The sequence below is a fragment of the Sulfitobacter sabulilitoris genome, from assembly GCF_005887615.1.
GTDB classification, from domain to species: Bacteria; Pseudomonadota; Alphaproteobacteria; order Rhodobacterales; family Rhodobacteraceae; genus Sulfitobacter_E; species Sulfitobacter_E sabulilitoris.
Genome location: NZ_VANS01000001.1, coordinates 835,737 through 855,575, shown reverse-complemented (window position 1 = coordinate 855,575; position 19,839 = coordinate 835,737). Strand labels below are relative to the sequence as shown.

Here is a 19,839-nt window from a genome sequence, read left to right as displayed (position 1 = left end):
TTGGAAGGATACAGTCCGCGCCGTGTTCAAGGGGTTTTCCGACGCGCTTTCGACGCCCTACAAGGGGCTGAAGCTGTAAGGGGCATCGCCGCGAACTGCCTGGCGACGGTGCCCGCGTGCCCGATTGGCCGTGCGGGCACCACCGGCGGCAGGCAAACGCGGACGGCGGCGAACGACGCGCTGGGCGGTCGTCTGTCGAACGCCCGCGCGGCCCGCGTGGATCCGCCCAGATCAGAAACGATGCAGACCTCTTGCCGACCCTTCAGCGCCCGGTCCAACCGCCATCGACGCGAAGAACGGCCCCGTGGATGGCGGAGGCCGCCGGGCTTGCCAGAAAGACGACGGGCGCCGCGATCTCTTCGGGTTGCAGCCAGCGGCCCAGTGGCACCCGCGAGAGGATCGCATCCTGCCGTTCCGGGTCGTTCTGGATCTGCGCGGTGTTTTCGGTCGCGACATAGCCCGGTGCGACCGCGTTCACGTTGACGCCCGAAGCCGCCCATTCATTGGCGAAGGACCGCGTCATGTTGGCGATTGCAGCCTTGGAGGCGGCGTAGCCGGGAACGAACAGCCCACCCTGAAAGCTGAGGACGGAGGCAAGGTTGACGATCTTGCCCGCGCCGCGCTTTAGCATTGCCGTTCCCAGTGCCCGCGACAGCAGGAAAGGGGCATCGAGGTTCACGGCCATCACCGCGTCCCAGTCGGCAGTTGCGTGCGCGGCAATCGGTGTGCGGCGAATGATGCCGGCATTGTTGATCAGAATGTCGATGCGCCTGTCCCGCAAGGTATCGACAAGCGCAAAGAGCTGATCGCGATCCGCCAGATCGCACTGACAGGCGGTCGCACCGTCAGGCAGATCGGCGGGCTCGATGCTGCGACCGACCCCGATGACATCCGCGCCCGCCGCATCAAGCGCCTCCGCGATGGCGCGCCCGATGCCGCGAGAGGCGCCTGTGACCAGCGCGGTCTGTCCCGACAACACGCTCACAGGTCCGTCAAGGTGCCAAGCGCCTTCTCCGCGGCGAAGGCAACCGTTTCCGAGAGGGTCGGATGCGCGTGGACCGTCAGGCCGATATCGTCGAGCGTCGCCCCCATCTCGATGGCCAACGTGATTTCCGCCAGCAATTCGCCCGCGTTGCGCCCGACGATCGTGCCGCCCAACAGGCGGTGCGTCTGCGGGTGATAGATCAACTTGGTCATCCCGTCGCCGCCGCCCGAGGCAAGGTTGCGGCCACTGGCGGCCCAGGGAAACGAGGTCGCCTTAGCGGGATGTCCATCGGCCTTGGCCTGCGCCTCGGTCAGTCCGACCCAGGCCAGTTCCGGGCTGGTATAGGCGACCGAAGGAACAAGCGTTGTCCCGAGGGCCGCGGTGTGACCCGTGGCGACCTCGGCGGCGATATGGCCCTGGTGGGTGGCGCGGTGGGCCAGCATCGGGTTGCCCGTCACGTCGCCGATCGCAAAGATGTGGGGCAGGCGGGTACGGCCCGTCGCGTCGGCCTCGATGGTGCCGCGATCCGTCACGGTCAGGCCCGCGGCCTGCGCATTGATGCGGTCGCCATTGGCGCGCCGCCCGACCGATTGAATGACCGCATCGGCCGTGATGCGCCCTTTGAAATGGCCCGAGCAGGTCAGGGTCAGCCCGGATGCCGTGGCCGCGACCGCGTCGACCCGGGTCGCCGTGTGAACGGTGACACCCTGCGCGGTCAGGGCGGCGTGCAGGATGGCGACCGCCTGCGCGTCAGCGCCGGGTGCGATCTGCCCGGCAAGCTCGACGACCGTGACCTGCGACCCGAGCGCGGAATAGATCGTCGCCATTTCCAGCCCGATGATGCCGCCCCCCACGATGGCGAGCGTGTCCGGCACCTCGCGCAGCTCCAGCGCTGCGGTGCTGTCCCAGATGCGCGCATCCTCCGGCCAGCCGGCCAGCCGGATCGGGGCGGAGCCGACGGCGATCACGGCCTGGTCGAACCGCATTTCGGTTCCGTCGATCTCGACCGTGTTGGCACCGCTGAAGCGCGCCGTGCCCTGGACCCGGCGAACCTTGCGCCGTTTGGCGATGCCGCCCAGCCCGCCGGTGAGTTGACTGACGATGTCGTTCTTTCTGGCGCGCAGCGCGTCGAGGTCGATCTTGGGTGCGCCAAAGGTGATCCCCCACGCGCCCATATGGGCCGCGTCACGAAGGGTCTCGGCGGCATGAAGCAGGGCTTTGGAGGGGATGCAGCCTTCGTTCAGGCAGACGCCGCCAAGGGTCTCGCGTGCATCGACCACCGTCACGTCGCGGCCAAGGTCGGCGGCCCGAAAGGCGCAGGCATAGCCGCCGGGCCCGGCGCCGATGACCAAAAGATCCGTTTTGTCGCGCATGCCCCGGCCCCTGTCAGATCAGCATGTTGCGCGGATCCGCGATCAAGCCGCAGTAATGCGCCATGAAACGCGCGGCATCGGCGCCGTTGATCACGCGGTGATCATAGGACAGATCGAGCGGAACCATCGGCACCGGGCGCGGCGTGTCGCCGTCCCAGAAGGTTTCGACGCGGGTGCGGGTGATGCCGAGAATAGCAACCTCGGGCGGATTGACGATCGGGGTAAATGCGCGGCCGCCGATCCCGCCGAGGCTGGTGATCGTCATCGAGGCGCCGCCCATGTCGTCAGGGCCGATCTTGCGGGCATTCGCGCGGGCCGCCAGGTCTATGATCTCCGAAGCGATCTGCCACAGCCCCTTGCGGTCGGCGTCGCGGATGACGGGCACCATCAAGCCATGCGGCGTGTCGACCGCGATGCCGATATGGACAAAATCCTTGAGGACGAGCATGTCGCCATCCGGTGTCAGCGAGGCATTGAAGCGGGGAAATTCATGCAGCGCGCGCGCCAGCGCGGCCACGTGAAACGCCAGCGCGGTCAGCTTGATACCGCGCGCCTCCGCCTCGGGGCGCCACGCCTTGCGCAACGCCTCCATCGCGCTCACATCCGCGCTGTCGTGGTGGGTCACGGCGGGGATCAACGCCTGCGCCGCGGCCAGATTGCGCGCCGCGACCTGCGCGAAACGGCTCATCGGTTCCGTCGTCACGGGGCCATATTGCGCATGATCCACATCCCACAGCGACGTGTCGCCCGCCGCGGGCGCCGCACTGCCGTCGATATCCTCGGCGGCGATGGTTTGACGGCCAAGCCGCTGCGCGAGGGCGGCTATGTCCACTCCGCGCTCGCGTGCCATGCGGCGGGTCGATGGGCTGGCGATGATGTCCGACATATGCGCCTCCCTTACCAGCTTGCCGAGATGTATTGTGTTTCCATGAACTCCAGCATGCCCTCGTGGCCGCCCTCGCGGCCAAGGCCCGACTGCTTGGTGCCGCCGAAGGGGGCGGCGGGGTCGCTGACCAGCCCGCGGTTCAGCCCGACCATCCCGTAATCCAGCCGTTCGCAGACCTGCAAGGCGCGTTTGAAATCGCCGGAAAAGACATAGGCCACAAGGCCGTATTCGGTGTCATTGGCGCGCGCGATCGCGTCGTCGAGGTCCCGAAAGGTCTGGATCGCCGCGACGGGGCCGAAAATCTCGTCATGGACGCAATCGGCATCGGCGGGCACGTTCGACAGCACCGTCGGAGGATAGTAATACCCCACGCCTCCGGGCGTCGTGCCGCCGCATTCCACCTTGGCGCCCTTGGCCACGGCGTCGGCCACGAAGGCCGCCACCTTGTCGCGGGTATCGGCATTGACCAGCGGCCCCACATCGACGCTGGCGTCCGTGCCGTCGCCCACCTTGAGCGCCGACATCCGGTCGGCCAGCCGCCGGGTGAATTCGGGCGCGATGTCCTCGTGGACATATATCCGGTTGGCGGCGGTACATGCCTCGCCCAGGTTGCGCATCTTGGCCAGCATGGTGCCTTCGATGGCGGTGTCCATGTCGGCGTCGTCCAGCACCACGACCGGGGCGTTGCCACCCAGCTCCATCGCCGGTTTCAGCACTTGGTCGGCGGCGGATTTGAGCAGCTTGCGCCCCACCCCGGTGGAGCCGGTGAAGCTGACGACGCGGACCCGCGGGTCGTGCAGCATGTGATCGACCAGCGCGCCCGTCTGCCTGGACGGCAGCACGTTGACCAGCCCCGCCGGCACGCCGGCCTCTTCCAGCAAGGGCATCAGGGCCAGCATGGTCAGCGGCGTTTCCGATGCGGGCTTGATGATAACGCCGCAACCGGCGGCCAGCGCCGGGGCGATCTTGCGTGTGCCCATGGCGGCGGGGTAGTTCCAGGGGGTGACCAGCACCGCCAGCCCGGCGGGCTTGTGCTGCACCATGATGCGCGCGCCAGAGGCGGGAGCATGGGTGATCATGCCGTCGGCGCGTACCGCCTCTTCGGCGAACCAGCGAAAGAATTCGGCCGCATATCCCGCTTCGCCCATGGCGTCGGCGCGGGCCTTGCCGTTCTCCAGCGTGATCAGCCGCGCAAAGTGATCGAGCCGCGCGGTCATCAGTTCCCACGCCTTGCGCAAGACCTCGGAGCGTTCGCGGGGGGTGCGCGCGGCCCAGTCGGCCATCGCGGTCTGCGCCGCGTCGAGGGCCGCGTCGGCATCGGCGATACCTGCGGAGGCGACGGAGGCGAGCACCTCCTCGGTGGCGGGGTTGATCACGTCAAAGCGATCCGTGCCCTTGTGCCAGCCGCCGTTGATGTAGAGATCAGTGAATTCCATGTCGGTCCTCGATTGGTCAGAGCAGGTGGCGGAGCGGGTGCTCCACCCGGCCTGCGAAGTTGGAAAGAAGCGCGATCGCAGCATCGGCATCCATCTGGGCGGCGCTGCATTCGAGCGTGATCGACACTCCGGCCCCACGGGGCGCGAGGGTCAGGGTGGGCACCGCGCCCGCCCCGGCCTGGACGGTTTGCACCGCCGTGCCACGCAGATCGCGCAGGATCAGGTCGGGGTCCGCGTCGCCGGGCACCACCTGCGACAGCGCGCGGCCCGCGGGAACGTCGTAGGTGCGGCTGACGCCGTGGCGCGTGATGGCGATGACAGAGCTTTGCCCGCCCGGCAGGCTGCCGCCCGCGAGTGCCGCGAGGATCGCATCCGCGTCGGACAGGTCATGCGCCTTGGCCGCCCATGCCGCAAAGGCGGGCAGGCCATCCTCCGCGACCTCGGCGACGAAGCGTTGTGCGGCGGCGACCGTCTGCGCTTGGGGCGGCGTGTCGGCGGGCAGGGCGCGCAGCGCGTCCAGATCCGCGACATGAAAGGGTTGCGCGTGCCCCGCCGCGGCCAGCCGCGCAAGGTCGAGCCCTTCGGCCAGTGCGATGCGGCGCGCCTTGGGCGAGGCGAGGATGCGCCCCTGCGCGCGGGGGGGAGTGGCCGCGGTGGTCGCCTTGGGGGCGCGGTCGCTTACCGCTTTGGCGGGTTTTGGCGCGGGTGCGCTGCGCGACGGTGCGCTCGGCGGGGATGCCGTGCCCGCCTGTCCATCCGCGATACCGCGCGCAACGGGCGCTTGGGGTTTGTCCTTGCTGATGATGGCGACCGCCTGGCCCACCGGCACGTCTTCGCCCGCATGGGCGAGGGTGGCGGCGAGGTAGCCATCGGCGTCGGCCTCGACTTCCATCGTGGATTTGTCGGTTTCCACCTCGAACAGCAGATCGCCCCGCGCGACGGCATCGCCGGGCGTTTTCAGCCACGTGACCAGCAGGCCGGTGTCCTGCGCCATGCCCAGTTGCGGCATGGTGACGGCGGTTCCCTCGGGCAAGGCGTCATCGGCCGCGGCTGCCGGAGCGGGCGCGGCGCGTTCGGGCGCTGGCGCGTCGTCCTGCGCACTGTCGGATATGCGGGCGATCACCGCGCCCACGGGGACGTCCTCGCCCTCGGCCGCCGCGATGTTGGTCAGGAAGCCGTCGGCCTGTGCTTCCACCTCCATCGTCGCTTTGTCGGTCTCGACCTCGAAAAGGGCGTCGCCCTTGGCAACGGAATCGCCCGCCGACTTGAACCACGACACGATCTTGCCGGCGTCCTGGGCCATGCCAAGCTGGGGCATGGTCACGTCATGCGGCATGGATCATCTCCCCGGCGCAGAGCTTGCGGGCATTGGCCGCAACCGTGTCGGGTGTCGGAACGGTGACATCTTCGAGCGCGGGCGAAAACGGCACCGGCACGTCCATCGCCCCCATGCGCAGCACCGGCGCGTCGAGGTGGTAGAATGCCTTTTCGTTCAGGCGGCTGGCGATTTCGGCGGTGACGCCATAGCTTTGGTGGCCTTCGTCGATGACGATGGCGCGGCTGGTCTTGCGCACACTGTCCAGCAAGGTCTTCTCGTCCAGCGGGACGATCGTGCGCGGGTCGATCACTTCGGCGCTGATGCCCTCACCGGCCAGGATTTCGGCGGCCTTTTCCGCGACCTGCACCATGGACGAGGTGGCGATCAGCGTGATGTCGGTGCCTTCGCGTTTGACGTTCGCCACGCCGAAGGGGATCAGATATTCCTCCTCTGGCACCGGGGCCTTGTCCTGATACATCAGCTTGTCTTCGAAGATGACCACGGGGTTGTTGTCGCGGATTGCCGTCTTCATCAGGCCCTTGGCCTCGTAGGCCGAGGACGGCATCGCGACCTTGAGCCCCGGAATATGCGCCACCAGCGCCTGCAACGACTGGCTGTGCTGCGCGGCGGAGCGGCGGGTGGCCCCGAGATTGGTGCGCAACACCAGCGGCACGTTCAGCTTGCCGCCCGACATATAGTGGGTCTTGGCCGCCTGGTTGCACAGCTGGTCCATGATCAGAAAGATGAAATCACCGAACATCAGATCGACGATGGGGCGCGCCCCGGTCATTGCGGCACCCACCGCCATTCCCATGAAGCCCGGCTCGGCGATGGGGGTGTCGATGACGCGCTCGGTTCCGAATTCCTCGACCAGACCGGACAGCACCTTGAAGGGGGTGCCCGCCTCGGCCACGTCCTCGCCGATGACGAAGGTGGTCGGGTCGCGCCGCATTTCCTCGGCAAGCGCTTCGTTGACGGCTTGGGATAGCGTGATCTCTCTCATGGCGGTCTCTCCTCAGTCCGCGTAGACGTGCATGTCCACTTCGGACACATCGGGGTAGGCGGCGGCCTCGGCGTAGGCGACGGCATCGGCAGCATCCTGGGCGACCTCGGCGTTCATCGCCTCGATCTCGTCCTCGGTCGTGATGCCCTGATCGACCAGCCAGGACCGGAACCGCACGATCGGATCGCGGTTTTCCTTCCAATCCTTCTCTTCGTCCTTGGACCGGTAGTATTCGCGGTTGATGTCGCCCACGTGGTGCCCGTGATAGCGGTAAGTTTCGAGTTCGATGAAGAACGGACCCTCGCCCTTGCGGCAGCGCGCGACCAGTTTCTGGGTCAGGTCGTTGACCGCCAGCACGTCCTGGCCATCGACCTTGTGCGCCTCGATCCCGAAGGCCTCGGCACGGGCGGTGATCGACCCGGCGGCGATCTCCTCGGTCCGGGTGTATTCGGAATAGCCGTTGTTTTCGCAGGCATAGATGACGGGCAGGTGCCACAGGGCGGCCATGTTCATCACTTCGTACAAAAGCCCCTGCGCCGTCGCCCCGTCGCCGAAAAAACATACGGTCACGTCGTCGTGGCCCAGCATCTTGGCGCGCAGGGCCGAGCCGGTGGCGATTCCCATGGAGCCGCCGACGATGGCATTCGCGCCAAGGTTGCCGTGGCTTTGGTCGGCGATGTGCATCGATCCGCCCTTGCCCCGGCAATAGCCTTCCTCCTTGCCCAGCAACTCGCAGAACATCTGTTTGAAATCCGCGCCCTTGGCGACGCAATGGCCGTGGCCGCGATGGGTCGAGGTGATGCGGTCATCGTCGGTCAGCGCTTCGCATATCCCCACGGCGACGGCCTCTTCGCCGGAATACATGTGGGTGAGGCCGGGCATCTTGGCCGAGAGGTAAAGCTGGTTGGCGTTGTCCTCGAAGGTGCGGATGCGGACCATCTGGCGGTACATGCGCAGGTAGTCTTCGTTGTTGGTCTTGGTTTTCGTCTTGGCGGGGCTCATGGCGCGTGTCCTTGGCAAATGCGGCCCGGACCCTTGCCGGGTCCGGGTGCGAGAGGTCAGTAACGGTTGGCGATGGGCAGGTCTTCGGCCGGGAACAGCGAGATGACCTCGCAGCCGGTGTCGGTGACGACGACCTCCTCCTCGATCCGCGCAGCGGAATAGCCGTCGGCCGCGGGGCAGTAGGTTTCCAGCGCAAAGACCATCCCCGTCTGGATCTCCATCGGGTGATCAAGGCTGACCGCGCGGCTGATGATGGGCCGCTCATGCAGCGCAAGCCCCAACCCATGCCCGAATTGCAGGCCAAAGGCCGAATCCTCGTCCGGGAAACCGAACTCCTCCGCCTTGGGCCAGACTGCGGCCACCTTGTCGGTGCTGACGCCGGGTTTGATCATGGAAATCGACGCGTCGATCCATTCGCGTGCCTTGACGTAGGCGTCGTTCTGCGCGGGCGTGGCGCGACCGATGTTGAAGGTCCGGTAATAGCAGGTGCGATAGCCCTGGTACGACTGGAGAATATCGAAGAACGCCTGGTCGCCGGGCCGGAAATACCGGTCGGTGAAGTTGTGCGGATGCGGATTGCAACGCTCGCCGGAAATGGCGTTGATCGCCTCGACGTCGTCGCTGCCCATCTCGTAGAGCATCTTGTTGCTGAGTGCCACGATGTCGTTCTCGCGCACGCCCGGCTTCAGCTCTTCGTAGATCATGTGATAGACGCCATCGACCATCGAGGCGGCTTGCGTCAGAAGCTGGATCTCGTCCCAGTTCTTGATCTCGCGCGCCGCCAGCATGATCTGCTGGCCATCGACCACATTGAGCCCCTCGGCCTTGAGCGCGTGGAACATCGAGGTTTCGGCGTAGTCGAGGCCCACCGGCATGTCGCCCATGCCCGCGTCGCGGATGAGGCCCGCGATTTCCTTGGCGTATTTCTGCATCAGGCCGAATTCGGGCGGGATCGTGCCGCGCATCCCCACCACGCCGGCGCGGCAGTGGTCGGGCACAAGCCAGTCGCTGAATTTCTTGTGGTGCATGGCGGCGGAGCCGAAGTCCCAGACATAGGGCGCATCGTCGCCGGTCAGCAGGCAAAAGCGGCACATCTTGTCGCGTTCCCATTCGCCGATCTTGGTGGCGCTGACGTAGCGGATGTTGTTCACGTCAAACAGCAGCAGCGTGCCCGCGTTGGAGGCCTGAAGCGCCTGACGCGTGCGGGCAAGCCGGTAGCGGCGCAGCCGGTCATGGTCGATCCGGCGTTCGAAATCCACCGAGGTATGGCCCCAGGCGGGCAGGCGGCCTTCCCAGCGCCAGTCGGGTTCAAGGTCCTGCGGGGTCAGCAGGTTGGGCATTAGGGCGCGTGACATATGGGTCTCCTCCGACGGCCGCAGCCGACGATTGTTGCAAAGGGTTGAGTGGGGGTGGCGTTACTGGATGCACCAGCCGCCATCGATGTGGATCATCTGGCCGGTCATGTAGTCGCTGTCGTCGCTGGCCAGGAACGAGGCCGTGCCGACGATGTCCTTGGGGTAGGACACGCGCTTGATCTTGAGCTCGTCGCGCACGATGTCGTCGTAAGCCTGGCCTTCGCGGTCCTTGAAGCCGATATCGACGAGATCCTTGTCGAGCTGTTCCCACAAGGGGGTCACGACGACGCCGGGCGCGTATCCGTTGACGGTGATGTTGTGCTCGGCCAGTCCCACGGCCCCGCAATGGGTCAGCGCGAGGCAGCCGTATTTCGAAGTGCAATAGACGGTCACGTCCACCAGCGGCTTGCGCGATGCGATGCTCCCGACGTTGATCAGCTTGTAGGGGTGATCCTCCATCGGGCCCTGGGCGATCATCTGGCGGGCCGTCTCCTGCATCCCCAGCCACATCGCCTTGGTGTTGACGTTCATGATCATGTCCCAGTTGTCTTCGTCGATATCCATGAAGAACCGGGGCTTGTTCAGGCCGGCGTTGAACAGGCCGACATTGATCGACCCGAAGGCATCTGCCGTGGCGGCGACGGCGGCGGCGTTGTCGGCGCGGCTGGTCACGTCCATCTTGACCGCGATCGCCTTGCCCTGGCCATTCGCGTTGATCGCGTCGGCGGCCTTCTGCGCCTCGTCGAGATCCAGATCGCCAAGGCACACGTTCGCCCCCTGGGCCGCAAAGCTCTCGGCGTTGGCCTGGCCCATCCCGCGCGCGGCGCCGGTGATCAGAATGTTTTTACCCTTGAGGCGATTGGGGTCCATGGTTTCCTCCTTAAGTGACCGGTTGTCGTAAGAGTTCGTCGGCGCGGGCCTGCGCCCGGGCCAAGGCGTCGCGCGGGGTGACGAGACCGCGCAGCATGTCGTGAAGTTCGAAACCGCAGATCGCGATCAGGTCCGAGATCTGCGGGATCGGCGGACGGGGCCAGAATTGCAGCTCATCGCGCCATGACATCTGGTCGACCGTCTCGAAGATATTGGACAGGCGCCGCACCTCCGGATCGGATCCGACGGAATAGCGCGGCGCGGTCCGGCTGCCGTTCTGCGCATAGAGCTTTTGCGCGGCGGGCGATGTGAAGGCGATGAGCGCTTCGGTCGCGTCGTGCAGCCGGTTTTCGCTCAGGTTCTTGGGAATGCAGAAGGCGTAGCCGCCCACTGGTGCGATCGGCACGCCCTGCGGCCCGTGTGGATGCGGCAGATAGCCGGTGTTGCCGTGGGCGGAACAGCTTGGATCAAGCTCGAAATAGGGGGCCAGAAGAGTGTAGCCATAGGCCATCGCCACATGGCCGGCGGCATAGGGCCTTACCCGTTCGTACCAGGACATCGACAGGATGTCGGGCGGCGAGAATTCCAGCAGCTGCATCAGATAGTCCGCCGCGGCAAGCGCCCGGTCCGTGTCGATGGTGGCCCGGAACGTGCCCTGCAGGTGATCGGCGTCGAAACCGCCGGCGATTTCGGGAATGTCTATGACCGGTTGACCGAAGGCCGCGCAGGTCATGATGAAGGTATGCCCCAGCGCCGTGCCGCGCGCCGCGTTCCAGGCCACACCGTAGCGCCCCTTTTGCGGGTCGTGGAAATGGCGTGCCGCGTCGATCACCGCCGCGGTCGTCGTCGGCGGCTCGAGCCCGGCATCCTTGAACCAGTCCTTGCGGTAGAACATCAACTCGGGCGTCGTCTGGCTGGGCACGCCGTAGGGGGTGCCGCCCCAATGCGCCGCGCGCCAGCCCGCCGTGTGAAAGTCGGCCGGGTCGAGGCGGTCCAGGTCCATTACATCGGGCAGCGGCTGGATCACGCCCCGTTCGACGAATTCCCCGATCCACGGCAGGTCGACCGCAATCAGGTCGTACCGGCTCTTGCTGCGCGCGGCATTGCGAAGCGCCTCCTCGTGCAGGCGGTCGATGGAAAAGGCGCGTTGGTGGATGTCGGTCCCGACCATCTGTTCGAACTGGCGTTTCAGCGAATCCATGATCATGAAGGTCGGATCGGCGTGCACGAGGATACGCAGGCCGCCGGCCAGCTTGAGCGGTTGGGGCAGGGCGGTCGGCGGGGGGATCATCGCCTGACCCGGCTGGTAGGTGCCCCCGAAGTAATAATCGGCGTCGTCCCGCGCCAGGTCGGCCCCCGCGAAGGTCGTGCGCGCGATCCGGTCGATGCGGTCCGCCATCTGGTGGAAACCGTCCATGAGCTTCTGGCTGGGGTGCAGGGAATAGGTCTTGCCGGTCTTGGTGCGCGGCCGCTGTTCGACCAGCCCCGCGGCCTGGATGTCCGCGAGCTTGCGGGTCGCGGTGGCATAGGGCACACCGGAGGCCGACACGATGGACGACGGCGAAACGGAGCGCCCCTCCAGATGGCAGCGCAACAGGTGCAGCACCATGTTGAGATGCGGGTTTGGCGTGGACGGATCCAATGCGGTGTCGATCTCGGCCATGATTTCCTGGAGAAAGCGCACGACGCCCTCAAGCTCGGGGCTGGACGAATGTGCTGCCGGATCCGCGGCGGTTTGCCGGGACCCCTGTCCATTCTGAATATCTTTGGCAGCGTGGAGTTGCATGTTACCGCTTCGTTTGGAATTGTCGTGCTGTCGCCGTGGATCGCTCATGACGGGTCCTCGTTGATTTTGTTCATTATGATATCCGGCCAGTATGCCAAAAATATCCAAAATGGGTAAAATATTATCCAAAATGGATTAAATTGGGGAGTTTGTCGAAGCCCGAAATCGCGCTGCATAGGGGGAGGATTGCGTCCGGTAAGCCCTGCGCTGGGAGACGTGCCGCAATCGCGACAGAAAACCTTGGGAGGAACCAACAATGAAATTTACGATGAAATGCGCGCTTGCCTGTACGACCGCCATGCTGGGCACCGCCGCCGCCGCCGAAACCATGACCATCGGCATCACGCAAAACAACGTGGGCGTTGACAGCTACCAGACGACCTATGAGCAGGCCTTTATCGCCGCCGCCGAGGCAAACCCGAATGTCGAGGTGGTCGTGCTGGACGCAGGCGGTGACGTGGCCCGGCAGATTGCGCAGATGGAAGACCTGATCCAGCAGGAAGTCGACGCGATTATCATCTGGCCGACCAACGGCGAGGCGGTGATCCCCGCGGTGCGCAAGGCCGCGCAGGCCGACATTCCGGTGATCGTCACCAATTCGAACATCGCCGAGCAGGGGTTTGAATTCGTCGCCTCCTTCTCGGGGCCGGACAACATCACCCAAGGGTCGCGCTCTGCCGAGATCATGTGCGACAAGTTCAAGGACATGGGCATCGAGAGCGAGGCCCGCGTGGTCCAGATCTCCGGTCAGCCCGGCTACACCACCGCGATCGAGCGCGCCAAGGGCTTCGAGGATCGCCTGCCCGAAGTCTGCCCCGACGTGACGCTTGTCGAAACCCAGCCCGGCGACTGGAACCGCGAGAAATCGCAGCAGGTGATGGAAGCCTTCCTCGTCAAGTACGACGACATCGACGGTGTCTATGCGGGCGACGACAACATGGGCGTCGGCGCGCTGAACGCGGCCAAGGCGGCGGGCCGCGACGGTATCATCTTCGTGGGCGCCACGAACTTTGCGGTCGGCTACGAGGCGATGGCGGCGGGCGATTACTGGGGGTCGATCTATCAGTCCCCGGTCGATGATGCCGAGGCCGCGCTGAAGACCGCGATCGACACGCTGAACGGCGTTGACCTGCCGTTCCTCAACTACTTCGACACGCCGAAGATTACCCAGGACAACATGGGTGAGTTCACCAAGCCGGTGTTCTGATCCACCTCCCGGGATGCGCGGGGCACGCGTGGCGCAAACCGCGCTGCCCCGCGCATTTGACACAGACATGACAAACTCAGGGTGATCGTGATGGGCCGAGTCGCAGGACGTTCGTGCATCGTGACCGGTGGCGCGCAAGGGATCGGGCGCGCCATAGGCGAGGCGCTTTTGCACGAGGGCGCGAACGTGTGTTTCGCGGATATCAACGCCGACAAGGTGGCCGGGGTGGCCGATGCCGCGCAAGAGCACGCAAGGTCCGGTGGCGGACAGGTGACGCATGCCGCGGTCGACGTGACGGACCGCGCGCAGGTCCGCGCCATGATCGCCCACACGGTCGACACCTTCGGGCGGTTGGACGTCAAGTTCAACAATGCCGGTGTCAACAAACCGATGAATTTTCTCGACGTGACCGAGGACAACTGGAATTTCATAATGGGTATCAATGGCTTGGGTTGCATGATCGGTATGCAGGAAGCCGCGCGCCAGATGATCGCCCAAGGCGATGGCGGCAAGATCGTCAACACCGCATCCATCGCCAGCCGGCAGGGGTTCGGCAACGTCGCCCCGTATTGCGCAAGCAAATGGGCCGTCGTGTCGCTGACCCAGTCGGGCGCGCGTGACCTGGCGCAGCACAACATCACGGTCACCGGATTTGCGCCGGGTGTCGTCGATACCGAAATGTGGGAGCAGGTCGACCAGGACCTGATGAGCATCGGCGCGGCGGAGCGCCCGGGGCAGGCGATGGAGGAGTTTTCAGCCGAGATCCTGCGCGGGCGCGTGGCGAAGCCGGCGGACATCACCGGCACGACGACGTTCCTTGCGTCGAAGGACAGTGATTACATGACCGGGCAGATCGTGATGATCGACGGGGGAATGACGCTGGTGTGATGCCCAAGGGCCGCGCCGACGCACGGGGGAGGAAGTTATGACGGCATTGAGCAGGCAGAAGATCGGCGGGGTCCTGGCACGCCAGGGCATCCTGATCGCCTTCGTGGTATTCATGGTCGGGTTCGCGATGGCGAACCAGCGGTTCATCGCGGTCGACAATGTCTTCGGCGTAATCCGATCCTCGGCCATTCTGGGCGTGATGGCGCTGGGTGTGACCTTTGTCGTGATCGGCGGCAACCTGGATCTCTCGGTCGGGTCGATGATGTCCTTCTCCACGATCGTGGTTCTCGATCTGCATGACAAGGTCGGGCCCGCGCTGGCGATCCCGCTGATGTTCGCCATGACGCTCGCGCTTGGCGCGTTCATCGGGTTCCTGGTGGGGTATCTCAAGCTCAATTCTCTGATCGTGACGCTTGGCATGCTGTCGGCGATACATGGCCTCACGCTGACCTGGTCGGGCGGCAAGAACATGGATATCGCCGACAAGGAAGGCACCTGGTTCGCGATCTTCGGGCAAAGCTCGGCGCTGGGCATTCCCATGCCGATCCTGATCTTTGCGCTTCTGGCGGTCGTGCTGAGCGTGCTTTTGTCAAAGACGCCATTTGGTCGCAAGGTCTACGCGGTGGGCGGCAACGGCACGGCGGCGACGTTTTCGGGCATCCCGCGGGCGCGGGTCGTTTTCATGACCTATGTGCTGTCGGCCTTTTGCGTGGCCACCGCCGGTCTGATGCAGGCCAGCCGCAGCATGGGCAGCCAGAACACCGTCGGGCAGGGGCTCGAGCTTGAGGTGCTGGCGGCGGTGATCCTCGGCGGTGCGTCCCTGCTAGGCGGGTCGGGCACGGTGTTCAAGACCGTGATCGGCGTGCTGATCCTGGGGTTCATCCAGAACGGTCTGCTGCTGGTCGGGCTCGAATTCTACGTCCAATACGTCGTGACATGGGTGATCATCATCCTTGCCGTCTGGCTCGACATCGCGGCCAAGCGTGGACGCCTGTGGTCCCCGATCGCTTAAGGAGCGCCAAGACATGACATCCCAAACCCGCAAGGACCTGTTCAAGCAAGGCGCGATCTGGGCCTTCATCGCAGCCGAGCTTGTCTTCTTCTCGGTCGCCGGCGAATTCCTGTCCGTATCGGACAAGGCGTTCATGGATTTTGACAACATGCTGTTGTTACTCAAGCAATCGGCCCCCATCGGGATCATCGCCGTGGGCATGACCGTGATCATGATCAACGGCAATATCGACCTGAGCGTCGGTGCGACCTTTGCCTTGTCGGCCATCGTGCTGCTCGACAGCATGACCTGGCCGGTATTCGCGGGGCTGGGGGATTGGGTGATCCCGGTCAGCTGGCTGCTGGCGCTGCTGACGGGGTGCGTTCTGGGGGCGATCAACGGGCTGATCGTCTGGAAGACGGGCGTCGATGCCTTCATCGTGACGCTGGGGTCGATGTTGGGCTATCGCGGGCTGGTGTTCATGTACAATGGCGAACAACCCACCAGCAATCTGAACTGGACGCTGGTGGATTTCGCCGAGGCGCAGGTCCTGTCGTTGCACACGGCCACGTGGTTCTTGCTGGTGGTCACGCTTCTGATCTGGCTTTTGATGACCAAGACGGTCCATGGCCGCAACGCCTACGGCATCGGCAACAACCGCGAGGCGGCGGTCAACGCGGGCATCCGGGTCGGCCCGCATTTCCTGTGGAATTTCATCCTGATCGGGTTCCTTGCCGCTTTGTCGGCGGTGGTGTTCTATTCCGAAAGCGGATCGGTGAACCCCAACGACGGCATGCTCTACGAGCTTTGGGCGATCACGGCCGTGGTTCTGGGCGGCACCAAGCTGAGCGGGGGATACGGCTCCATCATCTCGACCCTGGGCGGCGTGATCGCCATTCAGTTGTTGCGCAAGGGCCTGGGCCACATCGGGGCGGATACCGAAACCGTGAACCTCGTCATCGGCCTGATCCTGATCGCGGTTCTGTTCCTTGACCGCCAGTTGAACCGCAAGGGCAAAGAGGAGTTGAAGATATGACCGATCCCACACCTGTTCTGCGCCTGGAAGGCATCGTCAAGACATTCCCCGGTGTCCGGGCGCTCGACGGTGTGTCCTTTTCCGTCCTGCCCGGCGAAGTGCATGCCCTGATGGGGGAAAACGGCGCTGGAAAATCGACGCTGATGAAGGTTCTGGGTGGAATCCACACCCCCGACGAGGGCCAGATCTTCATTGATGAGGAACCGACGCAAATGACCTCGCCCCAGCACGCCAAGGCCAAGGGAGTGGTGTTCATCCACCAGGAACTTAGCCTGGCGGACGAATTGTCGGTGGCCGAGAACATCTTTCTGGGCGAGTTGCCGTTGAAATCCTTCGGCCTTGTGGATTGGGCAAAGCTCTATGCCGATACCAATGCCATTCTCAAGACGCTCAATGTCGGGTTCGATGCCAAGACGCGGGTCGGGGACCTGTCGATCGCGAACCAGCAGATGGTCGAGATCGGGCGCGCCCTGACGGTGGATCCGCGGGCGGTCATCTTTGACGAGCCGACGGCATCGCTCACGGATGCGGAAAAGGTGGTTCTGTTCGACGTGATCGCCGATCTCAAGGCGCGCGGCGTCGGGATCATCTATATCTCGCACCGCATGGAAGAGATCTTCAAGATGACCGACCGCATCAGCGTGCTGCGCGACGGGTCATATCGCGGCACGCTGATCACGGCGCAGACCGATGAGGACGAGGTCACGCAACTCATGATCGGTCGCGCGCTCGACCTCAGCCGCAACGTCAGTCATCACGACATGGGACCCGTCGCGCTGGAGGCGAGGGGCCTGTCGTGCGGCGACCTGTTCCGCGATGTCAGCTTTTCGGTGCGTCAGGGCGAAGTCCTGGGGTTCTACGGCCTGGTGGGCGCGGGCCGCACCGAGATCGCCGAGACGCTCTTTGGCCTGCGCGATCCCTCCGCCGGTCAGATCCTACTGAACGGAGAGGAGGTGCGGATTTCCTCGCCCATGGAGGCCATCCGTCTTGGCATTTCGCTGGTGCCCGAAGACCGCAAGGGGCAGGGCCTGGTGCTGGGCATGAACTGCCGCGATAACATGACGCTGCCGCAGATCGACGACCTGAGGACCGGCCCGCTGGTCAGCGAGGGGGCCGAGGTGGCGATATTCGACCAGTATCGCGACAAGCTCGACATTCGCACACCCGGCTGGCGGCAGACCGTCGGCAACCTGTCGGGGGGAAACCAGCAAAAGATCGTGATCGGCAAATGGCTGTCTATGCGCCCCGAAGTGCTGATCGTGGACGAACCCACCCGCGGCATCGACGTGGGCTCCAAATCCGAGATCCACAACCTGATCCGCGATCTGGCGGCGCAGGGCTATGCCGTGATCGTCATCAGCTCTGAAATGCCCGAAGTGCTGCACGTCTCCGACCGGATCGTCGCCATGTATTCGGGCCGCGTCATGCGGGAATTCACCTCGGACGAAGTGACCGAAGACAGCCTGATCCAGGCGATATCCGGAATCGACGGCGACAAGGTGGCCTGACATGAAGGTCGGATTTGCCGGTTTGGGCCGAATGGGTCAACGCATGGCGATCAACCTGGCCGGTGCGGGCCACGACCTGACGGTCTGGAACCGCACGCCCGGCATATCTCGGGTCTTGGCCGAACAGACCGGCTGCGCCGTGGCCGATACGCCGGCGGACTTGGCCGCGGGCGTGGATGTCGTCATCACGATGCTGTCGGATGATCGCTCTTCCGAGGACGTGCACCTGGGGCCGCAGGGCCTGTTTGCGGCCCCTGCCGCGCGGATATTTCTTGAGATGGGCACGATGTCGCCGGATCACATCGCCGACTTGGCGCGGGCCGCACCGGAGGGCGTCGCGGTCATCGACGCACCCGTCTCGGGCGCGACGCAGGCCGCCGCCGATGCGAAGCTGCTGATCCTGGCGGGCTGCACCGAGCCCGCGTCCGCTCCGGTCCGACCGCTGCTGGACGCCATGGGCCGGACGACCGTCTGTCTGGGAACGACGGGTGCCGGCGCTGTGATGAAGCTCGTGGTGAACGCGATGATCCATGGTTTGAACCAGACACTTGCCGAGGCGATGACACTGGCAGAAGCGGCTGGCATCGCGCCCGACGTTGCCTTCGATGTCATCGAAAACAGCGCAGCCGCAGCACCCATGTTGAAATACCGCCGCCCACTCTACCTCGACGAGGCGGCGCATGACGTGACGTTCACCGTGGCCCTGGCCCGCAAGGATATGGATGTCACCGCCGCGCTTGCCGGTCGTCTGGGCGTTGCGATGCCACAGTCGCAGGTCACGCGCAGCAAGCTGACGCAGGCCGAAGCGGCGGGGTACGGATCCCGCGACATGGCCGCCATTCTGGATTTCATGCGACGGGAAACACCATGAAAGCGGCCCTGTTCGTCGGTGGCTGGGACGGGCACGCGCCCGCCGCCTTCGCCGATTGGTACGCGGCGCTTTTGCGCGCCAACGGGTTTCATGTGGACATCTACGAAACACTCGCCCCGCTTGAGCGGCCCGAGCGATTGGCGGATGTCGATCTGATCACCCCCATCTGGTCTTCGGCGCGGTCAGGACACCGCGAGGAATTCGGCAACATGACCAAACCGCAGGAAGACGGGCTGCTTAGGCTGGTGGGCGATGGTTGCGGGCTGGCGGGGTGGCACGGCCATATGGGCGATGCCTTTCGCGATCGCCCGACCTATCATTTCCTGATTGGCGGGCAGTTCGTCGCGCACCCGCCGGGCTGGCCGGACAACCTTCAGCCGCGCGAGGACTACATCGATTACGACGTGACGATCTGCCGGCCCGACCATCCCCTGGTCGAAGGCATCGGCAGCTTTCGGATCACCTCCGAGCAATATTACATGCTGACGGACCCGTCGAACAACGTGCTGGCGACCACGACCTTTTCCGGCGATCACCTGTGGTGGATCGAAGGCACGGTTATTCCGGTCACGTGGACCCGGAGATGGGACAAGGGGCGCGTTTTCTACTGCTCGATCGGGCATGAACTGTCAGATCTCAAGGTGCCGCAGGTCACCGAAATGATACGTCGCGGCGCGATCTGGGCAGCCGAGGGACGAGCCCGCGCTTACCCGTCGATCCCCACAACAGGATAGAGCGAGGCCACAAGCAAGGCTGCCATCGTGATGTTGAAGGCCCTGAGCCGGGTCGCGTTCGACAGCCATTGCCGGACCACTGTCCCAAGCCAGGCCCAGACCGAAATGGCCGGAAAGCTGACGAGGGCGAAGGCGCCGGCGACCATCGCCACGGAGAAAAGCGACCGGTCGGGGGCGTAAAGCGTGACCGCAGACAGGCACATGGCCCAGGCTTTGGGGTTCACCCACTGGAATGCGGCAGCCTGCAAGGCGGTCATTGGCCGGCTGTCCTTGTCGCTGCCCTCGACCGGGCCTGCCATGGCGATCTTCCCCGCCAGCCAGAGCAGGTAGCCCACTGACACGACCTTGAGGACGATGTTCAGGGCCGGAACAGCGTCGAACAACGCGACGAGGCCCGCACCGACAAGAAGGGTCATTAGCGACATGCCCCCGACGATGCCAAGCATGTGCGGCATCGTCCGGCGGAAGCCAAAATTCGCGCCGGATGTCATCAGCATGATGTTGTTCGGGCCAGGCGTGACGGTGGCGGCGAACGCAAAGCCCAAAAGAGCAGTCAGGACAGCGAAACTCATGAGGCTTGCCTTTTCGAA

At 64.8% G+C, this 19,839-nt stretch carries 18 protein-coding genes; 7 read left to right on the top strand and 11 right to left on the bottom strand.

The window, feature by feature from the left end; genetic code table 11:
- Positions 1-262 precede the first annotated feature (262 nt).
- From FDT80_RS04030 to FDT80_RS03985, 10 genes are read right to left on the bottom strand one after another with little or no spacing between them, the layout of a single operon-like run.
- Positions 263-979 carry an SDR family oxidoreductase gene (locus tag FDT80_RS04030; protein ID WP_425471960.1) on the bottom strand — a complete coding sequence of 239 codons (717 nt, stop codon included), beginning with the start codon at positions 977-979 and terminating at the stop codon, positions 263-265.
- Positions 980-981: 2 nt separating this feature from the next.
- Positions 982-2,358, bottom strand: a complete 1,377-nt coding sequence (gene lpdA, locus FDT80_RS04025) for a dihydrolipoyl dehydrogenase (RefSeq protein ID WP_138660928.1) — start codon at positions 2,356-2,358, stop codon at positions 982-984.
- Between the two features lie 13 nt (positions 2,359-2,371).
- Complete coding sequence (locus tag FDT80_RS04020; RefSeq protein WP_138660927.1) at positions 2,372-3,244, bottom strand: 2-oxo acid dehydrogenase subunit E2; 873 nt, start codon at positions 3,242-3,244, stop codon at positions 2,372-2,374.
- A gap of 11 nt (positions 3,245-3,255) precedes the next feature.
- Positions 3,256-4,680, bottom strand: a complete 1,425-nt coding sequence (locus tag FDT80_RS04015) for an NAD-dependent succinate-semialdehyde dehydrogenase (RefSeq protein ID WP_138660926.1) — start codon at positions 4,678-4,680, stop codon at positions 3,256-3,258.
- Positions 4,681-4,696: 16 nt separating this feature from the next.
- Positions 4,697-6,016 carry a biotin/lipoyl-containing protein gene (locus FDT80_RS04010; RefSeq protein WP_138660925.1) on the bottom strand — a complete coding sequence of 440 codons (1,320 nt, stop codon included), beginning with the start codon at positions 6,014-6,016 and terminating at the stop codon, positions 4,697-4,699.
- Positions 6,006-7,001, bottom strand: a complete 996-nt coding sequence (locus tag FDT80_RS04005) for an alpha-ketoacid dehydrogenase subunit beta (RefSeq protein ID WP_138660924.1) — start codon at positions 6,999-7,001, stop codon at positions 6,006-6,008. The genes FDT80_RS04010 and FDT80_RS04005 overlap by 11 nt, the downstream gene beginning before the upstream one ends.
- Before the next feature lie 12 nt (positions 7,002-7,013).
- The gene (locus FDT80_RS04000; RefSeq protein ID WP_138660923.1) at positions 7,014-8,003 is read right to left on the bottom strand and encodes a thiamine pyrophosphate-dependent dehydrogenase E1 component subunit alpha; all 990 of its coding nucleotides are present in this window, start codon (positions 8,001-8,003) and stop codon (positions 7,014-7,016) included.
- A 56-nt stretch (positions 8,004-8,059) separates the two neighbouring features.
- Positions 8,060-9,358 (bottom strand): M24 family metallopeptidase, encoded by a 1,299-nt coding sequence (locus FDT80_RS03995; protein WP_138660922.1) that lies wholly within the window; start codon positions 9,356-9,358, stop codon positions 8,060-8,062.
- A gap of 60 nt (positions 9,359-9,418) precedes the next feature.
- The gene (locus FDT80_RS03990) at positions 9,419-10,228 is read right to left on the bottom strand and encodes an SDR family NAD(P)-dependent oxidoreductase (protein ID WP_138660921.1); all 810 of its coding nucleotides are present in this window, start codon (positions 10,226-10,228) and stop codon (positions 9,419-9,421) included.
- Between the two features lie 10 nt (positions 10,229-10,238).
- Entirely contained in the window at positions 10,239-12,014 is a 1,776-nt protein-coding gene (locus tag FDT80_RS03985; protein WP_138660920.1) for an ABC transporter substrate-binding protein, read from the bottom strand.
- 256 nt (positions 12,015-12,270) lie between these two features.
- Here FDT80_RS03985 and FDT80_RS03980 point away from each other — a divergent pair, with 256 nt between their 5' ends.
- The 7 genes from FDT80_RS03980 (at position 12,271) to FDT80_RS03950 (ending at position 19,249) form a co-directional block, all read left to right on the top strand.
- Positions 12,271-13,221, top strand: a complete 951-nt coding sequence (locus tag FDT80_RS03980) for a sugar ABC transporter substrate-binding protein (protein WP_138660919.1) — start codon at positions 12,271-12,273, stop codon at positions 13,219-13,221.
- 90 nt (positions 13,222-13,311) lie between these two features.
- Positions 13,312-14,109, top strand: coding sequence for an SDR family NAD(P)-dependent oxidoreductase (locus FDT80_RS03975; RefSeq protein ID WP_138660918.1), 798 nt, complete (start codon positions 13,312-13,314; stop codon positions 14,107-14,109).
- A 37-nt stretch (positions 14,110-14,146) separates the two neighbouring features.
- Entirely contained in the window at positions 14,147-15,121 is a 975-nt protein-coding gene (locus FDT80_RS03970; protein WP_138660917.1) for an ABC transporter permease, read from the top strand.
- A gap of 13 nt (positions 15,122-15,134) precedes the next feature.
- On the top strand, positions 15,135-16,136 hold the full coding sequence (locus FDT80_RS03965) for an ABC transporter permease (RefSeq protein WP_138660916.1): 1,002 nt from the start codon (positions 15,135-15,137) through the stop codon (positions 16,134-16,136).
- The gene (locus tag FDT80_RS03960) at positions 16,133-17,644 is read left to right on the top strand and encodes a sugar ABC transporter ATP-binding protein (RefSeq protein WP_138660915.1); all 1,512 of its coding nucleotides are present in this window, start codon (positions 16,133-16,135) and stop codon (positions 17,642-17,644) included. Before FDT80_RS03965 ends, FDT80_RS03960 begins: the two co-directional genes overlap by 4 nt.
- A gap of 1 nt (position 17,645) precedes the next feature.
- Positions 17,646-18,515 (top strand): NAD(P)-dependent oxidoreductase, encoded by an 870-nt coding sequence (locus tag FDT80_RS03955; protein WP_138660914.1) that lies wholly within the window; start codon positions 17,646-17,648, stop codon positions 18,513-18,515.
- Positions 18,512-19,249 (top strand): ThuA domain-containing protein, encoded by a 738-nt coding sequence (locus FDT80_RS03950; protein ID WP_138660913.1) that lies wholly within the window; start codon positions 18,512-18,514, stop codon positions 19,247-19,249. Before FDT80_RS03955 ends, FDT80_RS03950 begins: the two co-directional genes overlap by 4 nt.
- Here the strand turns inward: FDT80_RS03950 and FDT80_RS03945 are convergent.
- Positions 19,222-19,821: a LysE family translocator gene (locus FDT80_RS03945; RefSeq protein WP_138660912.1), complete on the bottom strand. Its 600-nt coding sequence runs from the start codon at positions 19,819-19,821 to the stop codon at positions 19,222-19,224. The genes FDT80_RS03950 and FDT80_RS03945 overlap by 28 nt on opposite strands.
- Between the last annotated feature and the right edge of the window lie 18 nt (positions 19,822-19,839).

What these genes read in the sequence shown, in the direction of transcription:
- FDT80_RS04015 (WP_138660926.1), bottom strand. Translation starts at nt 4,680, where the DNA reads ATGGAATTCACTGATCTCTACATCAACGGCGGCTGGCACAAGGGCACG.
- FDT80_RS03950 (WP_138660913.1), top strand. Translation starts at nt 18,512, where the DNA reads ATGAAAGCGGCCCTGTTCGTCGGTGGCTGGGACGGGCACGCGCCCGCC.
- FDT80_RS03955 (WP_138660914.1), top strand. Translation starts at nt 17,646, where the DNA reads ATGAAGGTCGGATTTGCCGGTTTGGGCCGAATGGGTCAACGCATGGCG.
- FDT80_RS04000 (WP_138660923.1), bottom strand. Translation starts at nt 8,003, where the DNA reads ATGAGCCCCGCCAAGACGAAAACCAAGACCAACAACGAAGACTACCTG.
- FDT80_RS03970 (WP_138660917.1), top strand. Translation starts at nt 14,147, where the DNA reads ATGACGGCATTGAGCAGGCAGAAGATCGGCGGGGTCCTGGCACGCCAG.
- FDT80_RS03980 (WP_138660919.1), top strand. Translation starts at nt 12,271, where the DNA reads ATGAAATTTACGATGAAATGCGCGCTTGCCTGTACGACCGCCATGCTG.
- FDT80_RS03975 (WP_138660918.1), top strand. Translation starts at nt 13,312, where the DNA reads ATGGGCCGAGTCGCAGGACGTTCGTGCATCGTGACCGGTGGCGCGCAA.
- FDT80_RS03965 (WP_138660916.1), top strand. Translation starts at nt 15,135, where the DNA reads ATGACATCCCAAACCCGCAAGGACCTGTTCAAGCAAGGCGCGATCTGG.
- FDT80_RS03995 (WP_138660922.1), bottom strand. Translation starts at nt 9,358, where the DNA reads ATGTCACGCGCCCTAATGCCCAACCTGCTGACCCCGCAGGACCTTGAA.
- FDT80_RS03990 (WP_138660921.1), bottom strand. Translation starts at nt 10,228, where the DNA reads ATGGACCCCAATCGCCTCAAGGGTAAAAACATTCTGATCACCGGCGCC.
- FDT80_RS04020 (WP_138660927.1), bottom strand. Translation starts at nt 3,244, where the DNA reads ATGTCGGACATCATCGCCAGCCCATCGACCCGCCGCATGGCACGCGAG.
- FDT80_RS03945 (WP_138660912.1), bottom strand. Translation starts at nt 19,821, where the DNA reads ATGAGTTTCGCTGTCCTGACTGCTCTTTTGGGCTTTGCGTTCGCCGCC.
- FDT80_RS04010 (WP_138660925.1), bottom strand. Translation starts at nt 6,016, where the DNA reads ATGCCGCATGACGTGACCATGCCCCAGCTTGGCATGGCCCAGGACGCC.
- FDT80_RS03960 (WP_138660915.1), top strand. Translation starts at nt 16,133, where the DNA reads ATGACCGATCCCACACCTGTTCTGCGCCTGGAAGGCATCGTCAAGACA.
- FDT80_RS04005 (WP_138660924.1), bottom strand. Translation starts at nt 7,001, where the DNA reads ATGAGAGAGATCACGCTATCCCAAGCCGTCAACGAAGCGCTTGCCGAG.
- lpdA (WP_138660928.1), bottom strand. Translation starts at nt 2,358, where the DNA reads ATGCGCGACAAAACGGATCTTTTGGTCATCGGCGCCGGGCCCGGCGGC.
- FDT80_RS03985 (WP_138660920.1), bottom strand. Translation starts at nt 12,014, where the DNA reads ATGCAACTCCACGCTGCCAAAGATATTCAGAATGGACAGGGGTCCCGG.